General features: G+C 33.6%; 21 protein-coding genes and 1 riboswitch. All 21 genes read left to right on the forward strand.

All coding sequences use genetic code 11. The annotated features are described in order from the left end of the window. Positions 1–25 precede the first annotated feature (25 nt). A riboswitch (SAM riboswitch) is annotated at positions 26–140 on the reverse strand. Between the two features lie 450 nt (positions 141–590). The 21 genes from AC3ANV_RS04780 to AC3ANV_RS04880 all read left to right on the forward strand — a co-directional run bounded on the left by AC3ANV_RS04780 (position 591) and on the right by AC3ANV_RS04880 (position 20,384). Beyond that, a complete protein-coding gene (locus AC3ANV_RS04780) occupies positions 591–2,540 on the forward strand; it encodes a lasso peptide isopeptide bond-forming cyclase (protein WP_488312525.1) in 1,950 nt (649 codons plus the stop codon). 4 nt (positions 2,541–2,544) lie between these two features. After that, a complete protein-coding gene (locus tag AC3ANV_RS04785; protein ID WP_488312526.1) occupies positions 2,545–2,712 on the forward strand; it encodes a paeninodin family lasso peptide in 168 nt (55 codons plus the stop codon). A 165-nt stretch (positions 2,713–2,877) separates the two neighbouring features. Further along, the gene (locus tag AC3ANV_RS04790) at positions 2,878–3,807 is read left to right on the forward strand and encodes an aldolase (protein ID WP_488312527.1); all 930 of its coding nucleotides are present in this window, start codon (positions 2,878–2,880) and stop codon (positions 3,805–3,807) included. After that, on the forward strand, positions 3,808–4,110 hold the full coding sequence (locus tag AC3ANV_RS04795) for a lasso peptide biosynthesis PqqD family chaperone (RefSeq protein ID WP_488312528.1): 303 nt from the start codon (positions 3,808–3,810) through the stop codon (positions 4,108–4,110). A 38-nt stretch (positions 4,111–4,148) separates the two neighbouring features. Further along, the gene (locus AC3ANV_RS04800; protein ID WP_488312529.1) at positions 4,149–4,631 is read left to right on the forward strand and encodes a lasso peptide biosynthesis B2 protein; all 483 of its coding nucleotides are present in this window, start codon (positions 4,149–4,151) and stop codon (positions 4,629–4,631) included. Beyond that, positions 4,624–5,790, forward strand: a complete 1,167-nt coding sequence (locus tag AC3ANV_RS04805; RefSeq protein WP_488312530.1) for a nucleotidyltransferase domain-containing protein — start codon at positions 4,624–4,626, stop codon at positions 5,788–5,790. The genes AC3ANV_RS04800 and AC3ANV_RS04805 overlap by 8 nt, the downstream gene beginning before the upstream one ends. 13 nt (positions 5,791–5,803) lie before the next feature. Beyond that, a complete protein-coding gene (locus AC3ANV_RS04810; protein ID WP_488312531.1) occupies positions 5,804–7,603 on the forward strand; it encodes an ABC transporter ATP-binding protein in 1,800 nt (599 codons plus the stop codon). A 216-nt stretch (positions 7,604–7,819) separates the two neighbouring features. Next, entirely contained in the window at positions 7,820–8,557 is a 738-nt protein-coding gene (locus tag AC3ANV_RS04815; RefSeq protein WP_488312532.1) for a YveK family protein, read from the forward strand. Further along, entirely contained in the window at positions 8,544–9,200 is a 657-nt protein-coding gene (locus AC3ANV_RS04820; RefSeq protein ID WP_488312533.1) for a CpsD/CapB family tyrosine-protein kinase, read from the forward strand. Before AC3ANV_RS04815 ends, AC3ANV_RS04820 begins: the two co-directional genes overlap by 14 nt. A gap of 259 nt (positions 9,201–9,459) precedes the next feature. After that, on the forward strand, positions 9,460–9,600 hold the full coding sequence (locus AC3ANV_RS04825) for a hypothetical protein (protein WP_488312534.1): 141 nt from the start codon (positions 9,460–9,462) through the stop codon (positions 9,598–9,600). A 37-nt stretch (positions 9,601–9,637) separates the two neighbouring features. Beyond that, positions 9,638–11,464, forward strand: coding sequence for a polysaccharide biosynthesis protein (locus AC3ANV_RS04830; RefSeq protein WP_488312535.1), 1,827 nt, complete (start codon positions 9,638–9,640; stop codon positions 11,462–11,464). A gap of 13 nt (positions 11,465–11,477) precedes the next feature. After that, the gene (gene galU, locus AC3ANV_RS04835; RefSeq protein ID WP_488312536.1) at positions 11,478–12,368 is read left to right on the forward strand and encodes a UTP--glucose-1-phosphate uridylyltransferase GalU; all 891 of its coding nucleotides are present in this window, start codon (positions 11,478–11,480) and stop codon (positions 12,366–12,368) included. Between the two features lie 24 nt (positions 12,369–12,392). Continuing rightward, positions 12,393–13,544 (forward strand): glycosyltransferase family 4 protein, encoded by a 1,152-nt coding sequence (locus AC3ANV_RS04840; protein WP_488312537.1) that lies wholly within the window; start codon positions 12,393–12,395, stop codon positions 13,542–13,544. Next, positions 13,529–14,635, forward strand: a complete 1,107-nt coding sequence (locus AC3ANV_RS04845) for a glycosyltransferase family 1 protein (RefSeq protein ID WP_488312538.1) — start codon at positions 13,529–13,531, stop codon at positions 14,633–14,635. Before AC3ANV_RS04840 ends, AC3ANV_RS04845 begins: the two co-directional genes overlap by 16 nt. Before the next feature lie 51 nt (positions 14,636–14,686). Beyond that, on the forward strand, positions 14,687–15,820 hold the full coding sequence (locus AC3ANV_RS04850) for a glycosyltransferase family 1 protein (RefSeq protein ID WP_488312539.1): 1,134 nt from the start codon (positions 14,687–14,689) through the stop codon (positions 15,818–15,820). Continuing rightward, on the forward strand, positions 15,783–16,685 hold the full coding sequence (locus AC3ANV_RS04855; protein WP_488312540.1) for a glycosyltransferase family A protein: 903 nt from the start codon (positions 15,783–15,785) through the stop codon (positions 16,683–16,685). The genes AC3ANV_RS04850 and AC3ANV_RS04855 overlap by 38 nt, the downstream gene beginning before the upstream one ends. 19 nt (positions 16,686–16,704) lie before the next feature. Further along, on the forward strand, positions 16,705–17,772 hold the full coding sequence (locus AC3ANV_RS04860) for an EpsG family protein (RefSeq protein ID WP_488312541.1): 1,068 nt from the start codon (positions 16,705–16,707) through the stop codon (positions 17,770–17,772). A gap of 69 nt (positions 17,773–17,841) precedes the next feature. Beyond that, positions 17,842–18,924 carry a UDP-glucose 4-epimerase GalE gene (galE, locus tag AC3ANV_RS04865; RefSeq protein ID WP_488312542.1) on the forward strand — a complete coding sequence of 361 codons (1,083 nt, stop codon included), beginning with the start codon at positions 17,842–17,844 and terminating at the stop codon, positions 18,922–18,924. A 14-nt stretch (positions 18,925–18,938) separates the two neighbouring features. Further along, positions 18,939–19,079, forward strand: a complete 141-nt coding sequence (locus AC3ANV_RS04870; RefSeq protein WP_488312543.1) for a YwzD family small protein — start codon at positions 18,939–18,941, stop codon at positions 19,077–19,079. 28 nt (positions 19,080–19,107) lie between these two features. Then, positions 19,108–19,722 carry a sugar transferase gene (locus AC3ANV_RS04875; RefSeq protein WP_488312544.1) on the forward strand — a complete coding sequence of 205 codons (615 nt, stop codon included), beginning with the start codon at positions 19,108–19,110 and terminating at the stop codon, positions 19,720–19,722. Beyond that, entirely contained in the window at positions 19,719–20,384 is a 666-nt protein-coding gene (locus AC3ANV_RS04880; RefSeq protein ID WP_488312545.1) for an acetyltransferase, read from the forward strand. The genes AC3ANV_RS04875 and AC3ANV_RS04880 overlap by 4 nt, the downstream gene beginning before the upstream one ends. Positions 20,385–20,391 lie beyond the last annotated feature (7 nt).

The following is a 20,391-nucleotide window of genomic DNA, read 5'->3' on the forward strand; positions in this document are numbered from 1 at the left end:
GTCTGTTCGGACCGTTCAGTCATTCTTCTTATCTCGCAAATTACCTAGAATTTGCAGGACTTAGCACCTTTTCAATGAAAAAACCATTGAAGGTTGCTGAGGTGTCTTCGGGCCATTCCCTCAACCTCTCTTGATAAGAAAGCAATATTTAGATTATTTATAAAATTTACTACAATTTCGCGGGGGTGTCAATTGGTTTTTTATTTTTCTCAATGGCTGATTCAAGATTAGAAAATTATGAAAAAATTTAAAGTTAATTTCCAAGAAAGATGTTGACACTAATATTAAGAGATGATATTTTTAATCTACAAGGTGTTCTTAATAATGAACTATATTGAACAGTAAATTGTCATGTAGAATCCAAATGAACATTGTCATAAAAAGCAAGAAACATAGATTTACATGGTTTTATAACAATGAAATAATAGTTGGTAATAAGGGAGAATCATTGTGAATGAACCCTTATCGATTAACTATGGATTGCGTGTTCTGTTTAAAGAACTACAAGCTGGTAACGTTCTATATTTTAATACTACATATAAATTATTTAAACTACATACAGTTTATTTCATGCTTGGCAGGAGGAAAAGATGAGTGCTATTGCTGGTATTTATCATTTGAACGATGAACCTATTAATCTAGAACATGGCAGGCGGATGATGAAAGATTTGGAGAAGTATCCGGCTGATGATGTTCAAATATGGCATAGTGACAAAGTCTTTCTTGGCTGCCATGCCCAGTGGATCACACCTGAATCGATTGGTGAAAAGTTGCCTAACTATGATCATGATAGGAAGTTAGCCATTACGGCTGATGCGATTATTGATAATCGTGAGGAATTGTTTGAAAGACTGCAGGTCAAAAAATCTGATAGAAAAACAATAACAGATAGTGAACTTATTCTTCTTTCCTATGATAAATGGGGAGAGGATGCACCGAAGTATTTAGTTGGCGATTTTGCTTTTATGATTTGGGATGAGAAAAAACAACAATTTTTTGGAGCCAGGGACCCTTCGGGATATCGAACACTTTATTATTATTATAATCAATCCAAACTAGCATTTTGTACAACTATCCAACCGTTATTGTCCCTGCCGTATATTGAAAGGAAATTAAATGAAAACTATATTGCTGAGTTTTTGGCAATTACGGGAATGATTGATACTGTAGATGCTCGTATGACGCCTTATTGCAATATAGATCAAATACCACCATTTCATTCAATTACTATTATTAAAGATAAAATAAAGTTAACTAAATATGGTGTTTTTACTCCTAGTGAGCAATTAAAACTAAAATCAGATGAAGAGTATGTTGAGGCATTTCAAGAGGTTTTTCAAAAATCAGTAAACTCTCGGCTAAGAACTTATCGTAATATTGGTTCATTTTTAAGTGGGGGTTTAGATTCAGGAGCTGTTGTTGGTTTTGCTGCAAAAGAATTGAAAAAGGAAAATAAGTTATTACATACATTTAGTTATATCCCACCAAGTGATTTTGTGGATTTTACATCTAAACAATTAATGCCTGATGAAAGGCCATTTATTAATAAAACCATTCAGTTCGTGGGTGGAATCTCTCCTAATTTCTGCGATTTTAAGGGTAGGAATTCTTATTTGGAAATTAATGATACTCTTGAAGTGATGGAAATGCCTTATAAATTTTTTGAGAATTCCTTTTGGTTAAAGGGAGTATTTGAGAAAGCCCACGAAAAAGGAATAGGGGTATTACTGAATGGAGATAAAGGAAATTTTACGATATCTTGGGGTTTTGCCTTAGACTATTACGCGATCCTATTAAAGAGGTTGAAATGGTTGCGTCTATTGCAGGAATTGAATCAATATAGTAGAAATACTGGTGGAGATAGGTACCGAAATCTCCCTTTTATTACAAGAATAGGATTTCCAATTATTGATAAAGTATTTTCGATTAGGACACCACAAAAATACAATACATTAATTAATCCAACTTTTGCACATCGAACAGGTGTTTTTCAAAAACTAAAAGATCATGGATTAGATGGGTCAGGATGGCTTGCAACATCAAACTTATATGAGCAAAGAAGGGTTACATTTGAGGATCTTTTACCTTGGAATTCAGGGAATACACTGGATTCTAAGCTTTCCTTACGATATTCATTATGGAAACGTGATCCAACTAACGATATACGAGTTGTCCAGTTTTGCTTGTCTGTTCCAGAAGAACAATGTGTACAAAATGGATTAGATCGAGCCCTTATTCGGAGATCTACTAAAAAAATTTTACCTGACCAAGTTAGGTTAAATCAACGAATTCGAGGGATTCAAGCTGCTGATTGGGTTCATCGGATGACTCCTTATTGGGACCGCTTTATAGAAGAAATTAAGCAACTTAGTGAAGATAAAACAATGTTAGAGTTTGTGGATGGTCAAGTAATAGGATCTGCTTTACTCAAAGCCGAGCAAGGAGCTCAAAGAGAGCATATTACTGATCCAGAATATAGAAAGCTAATGCGAAGTTTAATTGTATATCGTTATATTAAAAAAAATTTTGAAAGGAGGTGATACTATGAAAAAGGAATGGCAGAAACCAACATTGGAAATGCTGGATGTAAAAATGACAATGGCTCAATTTTCTGGTACTCATGTTGATGGTTCTTATGACGCCCAGCATCCACCTCAAACAGTACCTGATCCAAATAACCCAGGTAAAGGTATTGGCTTGGTTATGAGTTAAATCATTTATTTTATTCAATTATCAATACACGGGCTTTTTATACATTTGAAGTCACGAAGGTAGCAGTACATTTTTTTAAAAAGAACAAATTTCAAATGCCCTTATATTATGAATAAATGATATAAGGGCTTTTATCATAGTCGGGATAGTAACGGAGTGAAAAGAATGTTAAAAGTTAAGGAAAAGGTGAAATATCAGGCTTTTGGCTTATCCATTTATAGTGAAATTACTCTGCCTGAATTACCAATAATTAGTAATGAGGGGAATATAACAGATATAGAAATAAAATTTGGTGATCTATCGGAAATATGGAATGAATTATCAGGTAAGGAATTTGATTTCGTAATTAATGAAAATTTAGTAATTTTCCAAATTCCTAGTGTCGCAATATTTTCTATTCAAGATGGAAAAGATATTACCGTTTCACCTTTGAATGATGCGGATGAGGATATAATTAGAATATTTATTCTTGGAACTTGTATGGGTGCTGTATTGATGCAGAAAAAGATATTCCCTTTACATGGTAGTGCAATAGCCATTAATGGTAAGGCATTTGCTATTGTAGGTGACTCTGGTGCTGGGAAATCCACCCTTGCATCTGCATTCTTAAGTAATGGTTATAAACTTTTAAGTGATGATGTAATAGCCGTTTCCTTTTCACAAATTGATAAAACTCCAATTGTTGCCCCATCTTATCCTCAGCAAAAGTTATGGCAGGATAGTTTAAATAGTTTTGGAATGGAAGCTAGCAATTACCAATCGATTTATGGCAGAGAAAACAAATATTGTATTCCAGTTTCCTCCCAATACATCACTGAACCATTACCTCTTGCTGGGATTTTTGAACTAGTGAAAACTGAGGAAAAAGAGATAGACATCTGTCCTATAGAAAATCTTAATAGGTTCCATACTCTCTTTATGCATACCTACAGAAATTTTTTTATTGAAAGATTAGGGTTAATGGACTGGCATTTTAGTTTTTCAGCTAATATCCTTAAACACGTGGAAATTCACCAATTGAAACGTCCAATGAAGGGTTTTAGTGCTTCTCACCTAGTATCCATAATATTAAATACAATAAAAAAAGGAGATTAAATGATGATTACTAAAGGAAATATTTCATTAGATCAATCCATTTCACAGGTAAAGGGACACCTTGTTAGTGATATGGGTGGGGAAAAGGTAATGTTAAGTGTTAAAAATGGAAAATATTATAATTTAGGCAAAACTGGTGGAGTTATTTGGGACCTAATTGAAGAAAAGGTAGAGGTTAATCAATTGATTACAACTTTAATATCAAATTATAATGTCGAGCAGTCAGAATGTGAGGAACAAGTTATTTCCTTTTTGAAACTTTTATTGGAGGAAGAAATAATTGAAATAAATGTAAACTTATAATCTAGAAAGCAATATTTAATATAAGTAGGGAGTATTAAATGAATGTGTTGAAAAGAATAATCCTTTTTTTGTTTTTTGACTTGGAAACAAAGTTCATATTAATAGAGGCTTTTATACTTCTAGCTTGGGCTCGAGTTTTTAAAAGTATGTCATTTTCAAAGGTGGCAACTTCTTTAGGTGAGCAAATGTCTGAAACATCTTATATTACGGATGAATCAAATATAAAGTTAATTAAGCATGTATCTAAAGCAATAAATATTATGAGCCGTTATACTTTTTGGGAAAGCATGTGTCTTGTAAAAGCCATTGCTGCAATGAAAATGTTGGAAAGACGAAAAATCGAAAGTACTATTTACTTTGGTACTGCAAAAGATGTGACTGGAAAAATAATTGCTCATGCATGGTTACGCAGTGGCCCTTACTATATTACGGGATTCGAAGAGATGAATAGGTTTACCGTTGTTGGTAAATTCGCAAAAAGAATTAGGGCTGAAAATATTAAGGGAGAAAATAATGGATAACAACTTAAGTCTCAATTTAGCTCAGGTTCCTAAAGAACTTAAGCTAATACTTGAAATTTTAAACGCGAAAAATATTGAAAATATCAGAGAATTGTCCGCTGATATTGATTGGGGACTATTTCAGGAATTAGCAATGCATCATCGAGTGTATCCACTATTGTATTCTACCATAATGAAGATGGATGGGAACTTGATTCCTTCGAATATTGTCGAAGTATTATATCAGCAGTATAAAATTAATACTTTTAGAATGCTTCAATTGGGTGCAGAAATGGAGATAGTGGATAAAGCATTTAAAGAAAATGATATTTGCACTATTTTTTTAAAAGGACCTATTTTAGCAGCTGAACTTTACGGTGATCTATCACTCCGTCCTTCCAGTGACATAGATATCCTTGTTCCAATAAATGATCTAGAAAAAGTGGATGAGATACTATTAAAGTTTGGCTATGTGCAGGAAGACCTTTTTAAATCAATTTTAGGTGACTGGAAATGGAGAAACCATCATAAAGAGTACTACCATTCTCAAAAGGGTATCAAAGTTGAAATTCATTGGAGGTTAAATCCTGGTCCTGGGAAAGAGCCTAAATTTAATGAACTGTGGAAAAGAAAAAGTATAAGCAAGAAATCATTGTTTTTTTTAGGGGAAGAAGACTTATTTTTATTTCTTGTTTCTCATGGTGCGCGCCACGGATGGTCACGACTACGTTGGTTAATTGATATTGATAAAATTGTGAAAAAAGGACTTGATTGGATAGCTCTTAATAAATTATTGAAGAAATATAACTATCTACATATTGCTGATCAGGCATTAATCTTATCTTCACAATTATTAAATACACCTATTTCCAAAGAAACAGAATTATTAAATATTAGAAAAAGGCCATTAAGGTTAGCGCAAGAGGCCGTTTTTTATTTTGAAAATATGGTGAATCTACACTCACCTCCAGTTCCTAAGGATGTAGCAATGTATCACAAGCATCATTTATTTTCTCTTATGTCTACTCAGCAAAAGCTTTTATTTGGTTTAAGTTGTTTACATCCTTATCCCTCTGATGCCGAGACACTACCATTACCTAAAAAACTTCACTTTTTATATTTTATTTTACGTCCCTTTTTATGGGTCTGGAGGAAATCAAAAAAACATGCAGTATCTTAGGAGGATTTTGGAAATGAAACATGTTTTTTATTTTACAAAACAAATACACTCCTTTTCTGGAAAAATTCTCTACTTAAATCTTATAGGTATGGTTTTGATAAGTCTATTTGAAGGTGTAGGTATATTATTATTAATTCCATTAATAAATCTTAGTGGGATATTAGATGTCAACCAAAAATATAATTCGGTCCTATCTTTGATGTCTTCATTTTTTCATAGCTTTCCTAAAACTTTGAGTTTGTCGATCATCTTAGGTTTATATATCATACTAATATGTGGTCAGAGTTATTTTCAAAGGAGACAAACAATCTTAAATGTTAAAATTCAACAAGGTTTTATACGACATTTAAGAGAAGAAACCTATAAGTCATTATTAGAAGCAAATTGGGCGTTTTTTCTTAACAAAAGGAAGTCAGACCTGATAAATTTAATGACTACAGAAATAACACGTGTAAGTGCAGGAACATATATGTTTTTACAGTTCTTAACCTCACTAGTATTTACATTAATCCAGTTAGGAATAGCCTTTTGGTTGTCCGCCAAAATGACTATTTTTGTCCTGTTTTTTGGAATAGCAATTATCTTTTTTTTGCGTAAATTTGTAAAAAAATCTAATACTCTAGGTAAAGAAACTATAGAACTTTCCCAAATGTTTTTAGCAGGGATTACAGACCATTTTAATGGAATTAAGGACATAAAAAGTAATATGCTCGAGGAATCACATGTAAATTGGTTTAGAGTTATTATCCAAAGAATGGAACAAAATACAATTAAATTAGTTAAAGTGAATACAATCTCACAGTTTACATATAAGGTAGTTTCTGCTTTTCTAATAGCAATCTTTATGTATTTATCAATAAAAATGTTCCAAGCACAGCCTGCACAGTTAATCTTAATAATTATGATTTTTTCAAGATTATGGCCACGATTTAGTGGTACTCAAGCAAATTTAGAACAATTAGGTTCTATTGCTCCCGCATTTAAAGCGTTGATAGATTTGCAAAACCAATGTAATCGGGCCAAGGAATTAGATGAAAGAGAAATTCATAATGTAAAACCAATCCATATCAGGCGTGGTCTGGAATGTCGAAACGTTAATTTCCGATATAATCTTGATGAACCTGAATATGCACTTCTTAATATAAATTTACAAGTTCCAGCTAATCGAATGACAGCAATTGTTGGTCGATCTGGAGCGGGGAAAAGTACACTGATTGATATACTAATGGGACTCAATCAACCTGAAACGGGTCAGGTTTTAATTGATGGGAATACTTTAACTAATGAAAATTTGCTTGAATTAAGGAGATCGATTAGTTACGTACCCCAGGATCCTTTTTTATTTAATGCAACAATAAGAGAGAATTTACTAATTATTAATCAATTTGCGAGCGAAGAGGAAATTTGGGAAGCATTAAAATTCGCTGTTGCCACAGATTTTGTAAGGAAATTTCCTAATGGCTTGGATACTCTCATTGGTGATAGGGGTATTAAGCTTTCGGGCGGGGAACGACAAAGGCTTGTTCTTGCTCGGGCCATTTTACGCAAACCATCAATTCTTGTTTTAGATGAGGCAACTAGTGCATTAGATACAGAAAATGAGTCAAAAATTCAAGAAGCTATTGAAAAACTCAAAGGAACAATGACAGTTATAGTTATTGCCCATCGGTTATCCACAATTAGAAATGCTGACCAAGTAATTGTATTAGACCAAGGTGAGATCATCCAACAAGGCCAATTTAGCCAACTTGCTAATGAAAAAAAAGGAGTGTTTAGTAGTTTGCTAAGAAAGCAAATGGGAGTTAGTGTTTAATTATTAGTATGCCGCCTTTTTTCTATGAGTTTTAATCTATTTTTAATTGACATGTTCTATATAAAGAACTAATATTATGGATATAAAGATCAATTATGGTTTTACGATGTAATTTCCTAGAATAAGCAAGTTAGAGAGAAACTAAGTTTTTTTAATCAATATGTTCTTTATCTAGAACAAAAGAGTTATTAAAAGTCTTATTTAAAAGGTGGTTTAATGAATAGCTTCGATCAAATGAACAATGGAGACCAAAGGAAAGCAAAGGAAATTAATTTAAAAGAGTTATTCACTGTTATGAAAAGACACTTTTGGGCGATCCTAATTGTTACCCTACTTGCAAGTATCGTGGGTTTTATTCAAAGTAATTCCAAGCCTGCTCTACTTTATCAAGCTTCTTCCAGGATCATTATAGGTGCTGATGATCAATCAAGGACTACACTTCAAGTTATCATTAAAGATTCAACAATCCTAGACAAAGTAGTAAAAGAGTTAAATCTTAAAAAGTCATCTGATGCTTTGGCTAATCAGATAACCGTTGCAAGTGTTGATAATTCGCAAGTAGTAAGTATAAGCGTTGTGGATACCAATCCATTGCTAGCTGCCGAAATTGCGGATACGACAGCCCAAGTGTTTAAGGATGAAGTACCAAACATAGTTGGCCAAAATTATGTACGCCTATTATCTCAAGCCAAAGTAAATCCATCACCTATTAATCATAATAATAGTAATAAAAAAATTATGTATTACTTTATTTTCGGTTTAGTTATTGGAGTTGGATTAGCATTTTTATTAGATTCCTTGGATGATACGATTCGCTCAGACCGTGAAATAGAATCATTACTAGGGGTGCCTGTATTAGGAAGAGTCTCTAAAATGAACAATAAAAATATCAAAAAGAAGAAAAACAAGCAAAATGATTTAGAGTTAAGGGGTGAGACAATTGGTTTTAAATAGACAAAAAACCTTAGTTGCTTCAAAAAGAAGAACATTAATTACCTATTCTAATCCAGAGTCGATCATTTCGGAGCAATTTCGGACTATCCAAACAAATATTAAATTTTCGATTACTAAGCAAAAAAGCCAAACTTTCTTAATCACATCACCAGGTGAAGGTGAAGGAAAATCGACAACTGCGGCAAACCTAGCAGTTTCAATTGCACAGCAAAAAGAAAAAGTCCTGTTAATCGATGCAAATTTAAGAAAACCTGCAGTACATTCGTTTTTTAAAATTCCCAATTCTAATGGGTTGACAGATGTTCTTACAGGTAAAACATCTTTCGAGGAAGCTATTTATCCTACGGAAATTGGTAGGTTAGATATATTGTTAAGTGGACTAATCTCTCATAATCCAGTTGAATTACTAGGATCGAGTATGATGCAGGAATTGCTTAAAAATGCTTTACAATCATATGACGTGATATTAATAGATTCCAATGCGATACTTGATGTAACAGATACCAAACTTTTGGTTCAACAATGTGACGGTGTAGTATTGGTCATGCAAACCGGCAAAACAAAGTTCGAAAAAGCAACAGAAGCTAAAAAAGTATTAGATTTTGCTAAGGCAAGACTTGTGGGAGTAGTTTTGAATCAATAAAAGAAATACAGATTTTTTTTAACTTAACCGTTCTTTATTTAGAACTTATTTGTATTTTTTAACGTGTTTATGAATTTCTGGTAATGTCTCCTTTCCATTATAAATGGAGGCACTCGGTCATGCTGTGGGTCAAAGACCTTAGACGCTAGTCGTCGAGAGTGTGATGTGAGGGCGGGTTAAATGCCCGACTTAATTAAAAAGGTTAATTATTTGTTCTTTACGAAGTTCAAATAATTAACCTTTTTAAGGAGATGAAAGAATGAAAAATTTTGATCATTACCCCAAATCAATCAAAAAGGCTGTTAGATACATTAAACAGGATGCGACGAAGGAACAGCTCGAAGAAATTAGGCAATTAATTGAAAGTGCAATCAAATTAAGAAGTCTTAAAGTAGATTAGTAGATGTATGATAAAGCTTTCTTAAAGGAGGGAAAGTATGACGTATCGCCAAAGGCTATCATTATTTATCATTATTGATTCATGTATTGTACTTACGGCCTTTTTCATAAGCTGTTTTTTAGTAAACGGTACTTTAAATGTAATTACCTTTCCAATCGTTTTAAGTTCTCTTGTTCTTTTGTTGAGTCACCATTTTTTTACATTAAAATACAAGCTTTACAAAAAGGCATGGGAATATGCCAGTGTTGGGGAATTATTAATTATTTTAAAGGCTATTACATTTTCAATTTTAATTTCAGCTATTACTCAACAATTATTCCTTCAAAAAACTTACATTCGATTACTTATCGTAACCTGGCTAGTCAATATGTCATTTATTGGTGGCTCCCGTTTTTGTTGGAGAATGGTGCGCGATTCCTATCTGTTTAAATCTGAAAACAAAAATAGAACACTCATCATTGGTGCAGGATCAGCCGGGATGATGGTAGCAAGACAGTTAAAGAAAAATAATGAAGCTGACCTATTGCCGGTTGGATTTATTGATGATGATGAAAAAAAACATGGTCTTGATATTTTAGGAATTCCTGTACTTGGGGGAATTGAAGATATCGAAGGAATCGTCAATGAGCTGGACATAGATAACATTGTTATCGCCATCCCATCATTAAGTAAAAAAGCGTTAAATACGATATTTCAAGAATGTATAAAGACGCGTGTAAAAACGCAGATTCTTCCGATGCTCGAGGATCTTATGACTGGAAAGGTATCTGTTAAACAGTTTCGGGACGTTCAAGTGGAGGATTTATTGGGAAGAGACCCAGTTGAATTAGATATCGAAAGTATATCAAGCTATATCAAGGATAAAGTCGTTTTGGTAACCGGTGCCGGTGGATCGATTGGATCGGAAATTTGCAGGCAAATTTCAAATTTTAATCCGAAAAAGCTTGTTTTAGTGGGACATGGTGAAAATAGTATTTATTCGATTGAGATGGAATTAAAAGAGACATATAAAAATTCAGAAATTGAGTTTGTTCCAGTGATTGCTGATTTACAGGATGAAAAGAAAATGATGATTGTTATGAGTACATATCAACCGGATACTGTTTATCACGCAGCGGCTCATAAGCATGTTCCACTAATGGAGGGTAACCCTGAAGAAGCCGTTAAAAATAACTTGATTGGTACGATGAATGCTGCAAAGGCAGCAAGTTGGAATGGAGTAAAGACATTTGTGATGATTTCAACTGATAAAGCCGTAAATCCAACAAGTGTAATGGGAGCAACGAAAAGGCTTGCGGAAATGATCATCCAAAACATGGATAAAATAAGTGATACAAAATTTGTTGCCGTACGTTTTGGGAATGTATTAGGAAGCAGAGGGAGTGTTATCCCCTTATTTAAAAGACAGATTGAAAAAGGCGGACCCGTCACCGTTACTCATCCTGAAATGGTTCGTTACTTTATGACCATTCCTGAGGCATCAAGACTTGTTCTTCAAGCCGGGGCACTTGCCAAGGGTGGTGAAATCTTCGTATTAGATATGGGCGATCCTGTTAAAATTGTTGATTTGGCAAAAAATTTAATCAAACTTTCAGGAAATTCCATTGATGAAATAGGGATCGAATTCACAGGCATGCGACCCGGGGAAAAGCTATTTGAAGAATTACTTAAAGAAGATGAAGTTCAGGAGCAGCAAATCTATCCGAAAATTTATATTGGAAAGACATCTGAACTTTTTTTGGAGGAAATTGAAGAAATAATAACAACTTATTTAGTTTTAGAGAAAGAGGAAATTAGAGAGAGGCTTCTAAAGCTAGCTAATAAAAAAGTGATGCCTCATCCTATTTTGTCAGCCTCAATTTAAAGGAGTGCATGAAATGAAAGTCAGAAAAGCAATCATACCGGCAGCAGGACTTGGTACAAGGTTTCTTCCTGCAACGAAAGCAATGCCAAAAGAAATGTTACCCATTGTCGATAAACCAACGATTCAATATATTGTTGAAGAAGCGGTAGAATCAGGAATTGAAGATATTATAATCGTTACCGGTAAAGGCAAAAGAGCGATTGAAGATCACTTTGACAACTCTTTTGAACTGGAACAAAACCTCTATGAAAAAGGGAAGTTTGCTTTATTAGATGAGGTTCAAAAGTCATCGAAGATGGTGGACATCCATTATATTCGCCAAAAGGAGCCGAAAGGATTAGGCCATGCCATTTGGTGTGCACGAAAGTTTATTGGGGATGAACCATTCGCCGTATTACTGGGAGATGATATTGTTCAGGCAGATAAACCTTGTTTAAGGCAACTGATGGATCAATATGAAAGATACAATGCTTCTATCCTTGGTGTGCAATCAGTTGCAGAAAGTGAAGTATCGAGGTATGGGATTGTTGACGGTAATTTTATTAACGAACGTTTTTATAGTGTTAACAGTTTAATAGAAAAACCAAAACAAGAAGATGCACCCTCTAATCTTGCGATTCTTGGACGATACATTTTAAGCCCTAAAATTTTCGAAATATTAAGTAAGCAAGGACCGGGAGCAGGCGGTGAAATTCAACTTACTGACGCCATATCTAATTTAAATCTTTACGAAGCTGTCTACGCCTTTGACTTCGAAGGGGTTCGATATGATGTCGGTGAAAAAATGGGCTTTATTCAAACCAGTATTGAATTTGCATTACAACGTGAAGAGTTAAGAAATCAGTTATTAGAATATTTATCATCTGTTCTGGAAAAAGAGCTCATTAAAGAAAAAGCCCTATAAAAAGATAATAGGTGGATGATAAATATGCATAAAAAGGTGCTTTTTTGTGCCACAGTGGATTACCATTTCAAAGCCTTTCACCTTCCATATTTGAAGTGGTTTAAGGAGAAGGGGTGGGAAGTTCATGTTGCTGCAAGTGGAGATTTAAAGCTTCCGTATGTAGACAAAAAATTTACTATTCCCATTCAACGATCTCCTTTGAACAAATTGAATTTAGCAGCTTACAAAGAGCTTAAAGAAATTATAAATAAACATCAGTATAAGATCATTCATTGCCACACACCTATGGGTGGAGTACTCACTCGGTTAGCTGCAAGAATAGCAAGAAAGAATGGGACGAAAGTCATTTATACAGCCCATGGTTTTCACTTTTGTAAAGGTGCTCCTTTACCTAACTGGATTCTCTATTATCCAATTGAAAAGTTTCTTTCCAGGTTTACAGATTGTTTGATTACGATTAATCAAGAGGATTTTAATCTGGCACAAAAACATCGGTTTAAGGCTGAATCAATCAAGCATGTACATGGTGTTGGGGTTAATACGGAAAAGTTTAAACCAATAGAAATAGATCAAAAGGATATTGTTAGAAAATCACATGGTTATAAAGCAAGTGATTTTTTAATGTTTTATGCGGCCGAATTTAACAAGAATAAAAACCAAAAGCTGCTTATTGAATCCTTAGCCATAGTTAAAAATGAGGTGCCGAATATGAGGCTGTTACTCGCAGGAAATGGTCCTTTATTAAAGGAATGTCAAGAACTTGCCCAAACGTTAGGTGTTGATGGGATGGTTGACTTTCTAGGGTATCGGGATGATATTGAGGAGCTTTTAAAAATGAGTGACGTAGCAGTTGGGTCAAGTTTACGCGAGGGACTTCCAGTAAATATTATGGAAGCGATGGCTTGCGGATTGCCTGTGATCGCGAATGAAAATAGAGGGCATAAAGAACTTATTGAAAATAACAAAAACGGTTTTATTAGTAGGAATAATTCTGTGGAATTTTCTAATAAGATAAAGCTTCTAGCAGGAAATAAGAATTTAAAACATGAACTTGGATTACAAGGACGTAACCTGATCCTTACAAGGTATAGTATCAATAAAATCCTTGAAGAAAAAAGCGATATTTACAGATTGTATATGGATGAAATGGAGGATGTAATGTGGGCAGTCCATTAAGGATATTACATGTTGTTGTCAATATGAACCGGGGCGGTGCAGAAACCTTGATTATGAATCTGTATCGGAATATAGATAAATCTAAAGTTCAATTTGACTTTTTGACATGTAAAGAGGGTGTATTTGATGCTGAAATATTAAAAATGGGTGGTAAAGTCCATAGAATTCCTTACATTTCGGATGTTGGACATTTCAAATATATTAAAGAACTTGATAAATTTTTTACTACCAATCATTATAAAATTGTGCATTCACACATGGATAAGATGACTGGTTTGGTTCTTCGCTCAGCCAAAAGGGCAGGCATTCCAAATCGAATTTCACACAGTCATAATACTAGCAGTGAGGGTGGATTGGCTGCAAGGTTTTATAAATGGTATATAGGTAAAAACATCTTAACTAGTGCTACAAATTTTCTGGCATGTTCTACCGAAGCTGCTACCTGGTTATTTAAAGGTAAATCTCAGTCAGCAAGAATTGTAAAAAACGGGATCGAAAGTGAAAAATTTGCTTTCTCTTCTGCAGTAAGAGATGAAATAAGAGAAGAACTTAATCTTAATAATAAATTTGTTATAGGTCATGTAGGGAGATTTTATCAACAAAAAAATCATTCGTTTCTTTTAGAGATTTTTAATGAATTTAACCAAATTAACAATGATTCTGTTTTAGTATTAGTCGGTGAGGGGCCTCTAAGGATGGAAATTGAGAAACAGGTTAGGGATCGTAACTTAGTAGACAAAGTGAAATTTGTCGGTGTCCGTAGTGATATACATCGTTTGCTTCAAGGGTTTGATGCTTTTGTGTTCCCATCCCTGCATGAAGGGTTACCAGTTACACTAATTGAAGCTCAGGGTGCAGGTTTGCCCTGTGTTATTTCTAATGTTATTTCTAAAGAGGTTGATTTAGATGTAAACTTAATCAGCTATGAAAATATTAAAAATAGCCCTGACGTATGGGCGAAAAAAATTCTTCTCATAAAAAAACGTGAAGAACAATTTAAAGACATATCCTCAAATATAAAAAATAAAGGATATGACATAAGAAAATCTTCTTCATGGCTTCAGGAATATTATTCTAGCCTTTCTTTATAATGAAAATTCTTTTAAAAAAGTAATTGGAAAAACAATAAGGGGTTTAAAGAAATGTCAAAAATTTCATGTTGCATTAGGATGGGGGAGATTCCTCTTCATCTTTACCAAATTACTAGTGGATTTCTTTCTCTTCAAAGATCTGGAATTATCGATCTAAGGTTAGAAAAATTAGGGAAGAATGATAAGAATAGATTACCTTACAACATGATGGAAGTTATTATTAATGATAATATCCGAATTTTGTACGATGTGAATGATGGATATGATAATCTATTATCCAAAAGTCAGGATTACATTGAGTTTATGGGAAAACTATTAGAAAATGTGGATTTTTGTTTTAAAAGAAGTTTTAGCCATAAATATAATAGTAAATTAAAAGAAAGTAATAAAATTTTTCCCCTTGGACTGAATTATATGGTCACTGTACCAAGGAATATTTCTCATTATCCTACCCCGAATGATCCTAGTAAAGAGAAACTAAAAAAGTTAATACGAATGGTTCCATTTACACAATATTTTAATGGGCAATATTATATTGATTCATTTGAGGATATCCCAAAACGAGTTACTGACCCTAAAATCCTTTTTATGGCAAGACTATGGGATATTGAGGGTGATAAAGGAATGAGTATACCATTAGCAAAAAAAGAGGAACGATCTTATATTAACGAGTTACGAGTTAGATGTATGAGACTTTGCAGAAAAGAATTTGGGGAGAGTTTTTTTGGTGGTATTTCACCATCCCCATATTCTAATAGAAGTTACCCTGATGTCGTTATTCATGATAAAGAGATTACTAAGAGAAACAATTACATAAGCAAAGTAAAAGATTCCTCCATTTGCATTGCGACAATGGGATTACATGAATCAATTGGCTGGAAATTTGCTGAATATATAGCTTCAAGTAAAGCAATTGTTACGGAAGAACTACACTATGAATTACCTGGAAACATAAAAAATGAACAAAATTATCTGATTTTCAAGACACCGGAAGAATGTATTGAACGGATTTATCAATTAAAAGCTAACGACGATTATAGGTATCAAATGATGGTAAATAACTTTAACTATTATCACCAATATGTCAGACCAGATCGATTAGTGTTAAATAGCTTATTAACAGTTTTAAATAATGGAGGGATCAAGCATGAAGCCGACTTTAACAGTATTTACGCCTACATTTAACCGTGCTTATACTCTTCATTTGTGTTATGAAAGCCTAAAAAAGCAAACTTGTGGTGATTTTGAATGGTTAGTCATTGATGATGGATCTACTGATAATACAAAGGAATTAGTAAACCAATGGTTAATCGAAGGGGTAATACCAATAACATACGTTTATCAAGAAAATCAGGGAATGCACGGTGCCCATAATAAAGCATATGAATTAATAAAGACTGAACTTAATGTTTGTATTGATTCAGATGATTATATGCCAGATGACGCAGTAGAAAAAATCGTTTCGTTTTGGAGAAAACAGGGAAGCAGAGATTTTGCTGGTATTGTTGGGTTAGACGCTACAAAAAACGGGGAGATTATTGGAACAATATTGCCAAGTGGAGTAAAGGCATCAAAACTTACCGATTTACATGGAAAGCATAATGTTAAAGGTGATAAAAAATTGGTTTACCGAACAGAATTAACTAAGAAAGTTCCCCCCTATCCTATTTTCCAAGGCGAGAAGTATTGTCCTCTTAGTTATAAATATATCCTTATTGACCAAGAGTACCCATTGCTCTTGTTGAATGAGATTGTTTGTCATGTGGAGTACTTAGTTGATGGATCTAGCATGAATATAATTAATCAATATAAAAGAAACCCAAACGGGTTCTCTTTTTTTAGAAAAACTGCAATGAAATTTGCGCCTACCTTTAAGACAAGGTTTAGAGAATGTATTCATTATGTTTCAAGTAATTTGATGATTAAAAATTTTAAATTTCTGGCTGAGTCTCCATGTAAGCTACTTACCTTTTTAGCAACTCCTTTTGGTGCAGCGCTTTATTTTTATATTCAAAAAACAAGTAAGACAACAGTTTTAAAAAGTAATTAAAGTGAAAGGATATTAATTCATGGCTCCTCTATGGATTAACCTAATAATTGTTTACTTTTCAACGTTTTTTGCAAGATATTTTTCTAAATTTCAAGCAATAAATATTCCATTTGTTAAGCCAAATAAATTACTAATATTTTTGTCAATTGTTTCATTAATAATTATTTCAGGTCTTCGGAACAACATTGGTGATACATATTTTTATATGTATAGCTACAAGATTACGAATTTTAATTCATCAAGTACTATATTTAAAGGAGACTTTGGATTTAATCTCCTACAAGGAATTTTACAGAAGGTTTCGAAGGACCCACAAATATTAATTTTCACTGTAGCACTGCTTACTAATTTTTTGATAGTAATAGTATTATACAAATATTCTAGAATGCTTGAATTAAGCTTATTTGTTTATATTGCTTCTGGAATGTACACTACATCAATGAATGGAATAAGACAATTTCTTGCTGCTGCAATTGTATTTTCTGCAACGAAATTTATATTAAATGGAAATTGGAAAAGTTTTATTTTAATCGTTCTATTAGCGTCCACAATCCATCAAACAGCTTTGGTTTTTATTCCCATATATTTTATTGTCAGGAGGGAAGCCTGGACTAAAGTTTCCTTTATACTCTTATTTTTAGCCGTATTAATAGCAGGAGCATTTGGTCAATTTTCATCACTTTTATTTGATGCTCTTGATAACACACAATACGGACACTATAGTAACTTTTCCGAGGGAGGTGCAAATATCTTAAGAGTGGCTGTCACGAGTGTACCTCTGATTATTGCATTCTTTGGAAAGGAAAAACTTAGAGAACTATGGCCGAAAAGTGATATTATTGTAAATTTATCATTAATAGGATTTGTCTTTATGGTCATATCAACAAAAAATTGGATATTTGCAAGATTTGACATTTATTTTGGGTTATACGATCTAATATTAATTTCTTGGATGGTAAAATTATTCTCTAAACGGGATAGAAAAATTATATATTTTCTGCTTTTAGGGTGTTATCTTTTATACTTTTACTATGAGCAAGTTATATCCCTTAATATCATATATAAGAGTAATTATATTAGTTTGTAATTTTAATTATCTATTCAAATATTAGATGGTAAGTGAAAATATTTAGAGTTTCGGAGGTGTAAAATTTAAATGTCAATTTTAATTACTGGAGGCGCCGGCTACATTGGCAGTCACACGTGTGTAGAACTCTTAAATGCCGGTTATGAGATTGTAGTATTGGATAATTTTATTAATAGCAAGCCCGAAGCAATCCAACGAATAGCTGAGATTACAGGCAAATCGTTTAAATTTTATAATATTGATTTGCTGGATGAGAAAAAAGTGAATAAGGTCTTTTTAGAAAATGAAATTGATGCAGTAATTCATTTTGCGGGTCTAAAAGCAGTAGGAGAATCTGTCTATCTTCCTCTAAGATATTATCATAATAATATAACAGGAACACTTGTCCTCTGTGAGGCGATGAAAAAAAATAATGTCAAAAAATTAGTTTTTAGTTCTTCGGCAACTGTTTATGGAATCCCAAAACAATTTCCGATTTCAGAGGATTTTTCTTTAGGAGCTTTAAATCCTTATGGAAGAACAAAACTAATGATCGAGGAGATTTTACAAGATCTTTATCATTCTGATAATAGCTGGAGAATTGCACTTCTTCGATATTTTAATCCAATTGGTGCTCACAAAAGTGGTCTCATAGGTGAGGATCCAAATGGTATTCCTAATAATCTTATGCCATACATAACACAAGTGGCTGTAGGAAAGCTGGAGCAGCTTAATATTTTTGGAAATCAATATCCAACCAATGACGGAACGGGTGTACGAGACTATATTCATGTGGTGGATTTAGCAGAAGGGCACTTGAAAGCACTCGAAAAGGTTTCGAACTTTACAGGAATAGAAGCGTATAACCTTGGTACAGGAATAGGGTACAGTGTATTGGAAATGGTATCTGCTTTTGAAAAGGCGTCCGGAAGAAGGGTTCCCTATAAAATAGTTGAAGCCAGGCCTGGGGATGCAGCAGTTTGTTATGCTAATCCGTTAAAGGCTGAGCAAGAATTGAATTGGGTAGCTGTTAGGGATATTGAAGATATGTGTAAGGATTCATGGAGATGGCAAGAAAAGAATCCAAATGGATATGATACAGAATTAAATATGTTTGAAAGTCCTCACTTAGTAAATAGTGGGGACTTTTTATATAGTAATAAACAAAGTTAGGTGAGGATCAGATTATGAAAGTCTCTGCAAATTTAACCCTTCAAAAATTTCAGGAAATTTTATTCAGTGCCTATTTGAAAGGCCAAGAGAATGAAAAGATTAATGCAAAAGAATTAATAGAGGATATTAAAAAGCAAGTTTTAATGAATAAGTAATATGAATATTTTCAGGGGATGGCTGGTAATGAAGCGTTTGTTTGATTGCTCTTTTTCATTGGTATTGTTTATAGGTCTTTTCCCTATTTTTATCATTATCGCATTATTGGTCAGGATTAAATTAGGAGTCCCCATCATATTTAAACAACAACGGCCAGGGTTATATGAAAAGCCTTTTTATCTTTATAAGTTTCGTACAATGACGGATGAAAGAGATCCAAATGGTCATTTGTTGCCAGATAATATTAGGTTGACTTCCTTCGGCAGGTTTCTTAGAAAGTATAGCTTAGATGAATATCCGCAATTAGTGAATGTGATAAAAGGTGATCTTAGTTTGGTTGGACCTAGACCGTTACTAATGGAATATCTTCCACTATATACAAAGGAACAAGCTATGCGCCATAACGTTAGACCAGGTATAACTGGATGGGCACAAGTAAATGGACGGAATGCGATTACATGGGAAGAAAAGTTTAAATTGGATGTTTGGTACGTCGAAAAACATTCTTTGTTCCTTGATCTTAAAATCTTATTTCTTACTGTTTTCAAAGTCATGAAATCAGAAGGGATAAATCAGCCTGGTAACGCCACAGTTGAAAGTTTTACTGGATCTAAATCTTCTGTTGGAGGGGGTCATGGATGAAAATTGCTGTAATAGGTCGCGGAGGTCACAGTAAGGTGATATGCGATATGATTTTATCGGATGAAGAAAATGAAATTGTCGGGTTTTTAGATGATAAATACGAAGAAGTAAGATTAATAGAAGATGCATTTTGTGGTCCGATAAAAGCAGCTAAAAAGTTGATTGAATACTTTAAAGACATAAAATTTGTGATTGCTATTGGCGATAATAAAGTCCGGAAATTAATTGTTCAAAGACTTAGCATTCCTATTGAGTATTATGCTACCGTATGTCATAAATCTGCAGTAATTAGTCCAACTTCAAGGATAGGAAATGGTACTGTTGTTATGCCTCACTCAGTTATAAATGCCGATACGAAAATTGGAATCCATTCCATTATCAATACGGGATCAGTGATTGAGCATGATTGTTTAGTTGGGCACTATGTTCATGTGGGCCCTAATGCTACATTAGCTGGGACTGTTTATTTGGGGGAGGGTTCTTTCATAGGAGCAGGAGCAACGGTTATTCCTAACATTAAGATCGGTGAATGGTCTAATATTGGAGCGGGAGCAACTGTAATAAATCATCTTCCTTCCAAATGTACTGCTGTGGGTGTTCCTGCTAGGGTTAACAGATTAAATAAGGAAGAGGGTGAATACATTGCTAAATACAACTTATAAAAAAAGG

The sequence above is a fragment of the Neobacillus sp. DFD-2R genome (genome assembly GCF_057747865.1).

Excerpts from the sequence above, each read along its gene's own strand:
- AC3ANV_RS04780 (WP_488312525.1), top strand. The coding sequence starts at position 591 with ATGAGTGCTATTGCTGGTATTTATCATTTGAACGATGAACCTATTAAT.
- AC3ANV_RS04785 (WP_488312526.1), top strand. The coding sequence starts at position 2,545 with ATGAAAAAGGAATGGCAGAAACCAACATTGGAAATGCTGGATGTAAAA.
- AC3ANV_RS04790 (WP_488312527.1), top strand. The coding sequence starts at position 2,878 with ATGTTAAAAGTTAAGGAAAAGGTGAAATATCAGGCTTTTGGCTTATCC.
- AC3ANV_RS04795 (WP_488312528.1), top strand. The coding sequence starts at position 3,808 with ATGATGATTACTAAAGGAAATATTTCATTAGATCAATCCATTTCACAG.
- AC3ANV_RS04800 (WP_488312529.1), top strand. The coding sequence starts at position 4,149 with ATGAATGTGTTGAAAAGAATAATCCTTTTTTTGTTTTTTGACTTGGAA.
- AC3ANV_RS04805 (WP_488312530.1), top strand. The coding sequence starts at position 4,624 with ATGGATAACAACTTAAGTCTCAATTTAGCTCAGGTTCCTAAAGAACTT.
- AC3ANV_RS04810 (WP_488312531.1), top strand. The coding sequence starts at position 5,804 with ATGAAACATGTTTTTTATTTTACAAAACAAATACACTCCTTTTCTGGA.
- AC3ANV_RS04815 (WP_488312532.1), top strand. The coding sequence starts at position 7,820 with ATGAATAGCTTCGATCAAATGAACAATGGAGACCAAAGGAAAGCAAAG.
- AC3ANV_RS04825 (WP_488312534.1), top strand. The coding sequence starts at position 9,460 with ATGAAAAATTTTGATCATTACCCCAAATCAATCAAAAAGGCTGTTAGA.
- AC3ANV_RS04830 (WP_488312535.1), top strand. The coding sequence starts at position 9,638 with ATGACGTATCGCCAAAGGCTATCATTATTTATCATTATTGATTCATGT.
- galU (WP_488312536.1), top strand. The coding sequence starts at position 11,478 with ATGAAAGTCAGAAAAGCAATCATACCGGCAGCAGGACTTGGTACAAGG.
- AC3ANV_RS04840 (WP_488312537.1), top strand. The coding sequence starts at position 12,393 with ATGCATAAAAAGGTGCTTTTTTGTGCCACAGTGGATTACCATTTCAAA.
- AC3ANV_RS04850 (WP_488312539.1), top strand. The coding sequence starts at position 14,687 with ATGTCAAAAATTTCATGTTGCATTAGGATGGGGGAGATTCCTCTTCAT.
- AC3ANV_RS04855 (WP_488312540.1), top strand. The coding sequence starts at position 15,783 with ATGAAGCCGACTTTAACAGTATTTACGCCTACATTTAACCGTGCTTAT.
- AC3ANV_RS04860 (WP_488312541.1), top strand. The coding sequence starts at position 16,705 with ATGGCTCCTCTATGGATTAACCTAATAATTGTTTACTTTTCAACGTTT.
- galE (WP_488312542.1), top strand. The coding sequence starts at position 17,842 with ATGTCAATTTTAATTACTGGAGGCGCCGGCTACATTGGCAGTCACACG.
- AC3ANV_RS04870 (WP_488312543.1), top strand. The coding sequence starts at position 18,939 with ATGAAAGTCTCTGCAAATTTAACCCTTCAAAAATTTCAGGAAATTTTA.
- AC3ANV_RS04875 (WP_488312544.1), top strand. The coding sequence starts at position 19,108 with ATGAAGCGTTTGTTTGATTGCTCTTTTTCATTGGTATTGTTTATAGGT.
- AC3ANV_RS04880 (WP_488312545.1), top strand. The coding sequence starts at position 19,719 with ATGAAAATTGCTGTAATAGGTCGCGGAGGTCACAGTAAGGTGATATGC.